We start from the raw sequence: 578 nt of genomic DNA, 5'->3' as shown, positions 1-578 counted from the left end.
CAGGGAGCAGGCTTTCCGAGCCGTAAAAGAACGTGTAAACCGGCCCCGACAAAAGAGCCATACCGACTGATGCCGGAAGAACGATGAAGAGAATGATCTGCATCGCCTGATCAATCTGTTTGTTTAAAGCAGGGAAATCTTTGTTGGTAAAGTTTTCAGTCACCGCCGGAATCAATGTCAGCCCGAATGCCGTCGCGAGAGATACCGGAATCATCACAAGCTTTGGCACGTACAGCGTCACGATCGCCATCAAATCCTGGCTGATGTTTTGATAGCCGGCTGCAATCATCGCTTTATTAAACGTATTCGTATCAATGTACTGGTAAAGCGGTATCGCCAGCCCGACAAAGACATAAGGGGCGGCATAGCTGAACAGCTCTTTAAACATTTGCCGGTACGTAATATCGGCTGAAGGAACAAGGTTCGGCTTCAGCGCCAGGAGCGCCCCTTTTCTTTTCTGCCAGGAAAAGTAAAGAGTGAACAGTCCGGCGAACGCTCCGATCAAAGCCGCAAAAGTCGCATAGCCGACAGCGACGACAAGCCCGCCGTTTAATACTTTGATCACCAAGTAAGTGGCC

At 50.0% G+C, this 578-nt stretch carries 1 protein-coding gene; it reads right to left on the bottom strand.

Annotated elements, in window-relative coordinates; translation table 11 throughout:
* The coding region (locus tag ACWHAR_RS30125; protein ID WP_452088808.1) for an oligosaccharide flippase family protein at positions 1 to 578 on the bottom strand (578 nt) is incomplete at both ends.

The organism is Bacillus sp. LR--39 (assembly GCF_053613335.1).
The sequence above is the reverse complement of the archived record's forward strand: the minus strand, read 5'-3'. Positions and strand labels throughout refer to the sequence as shown.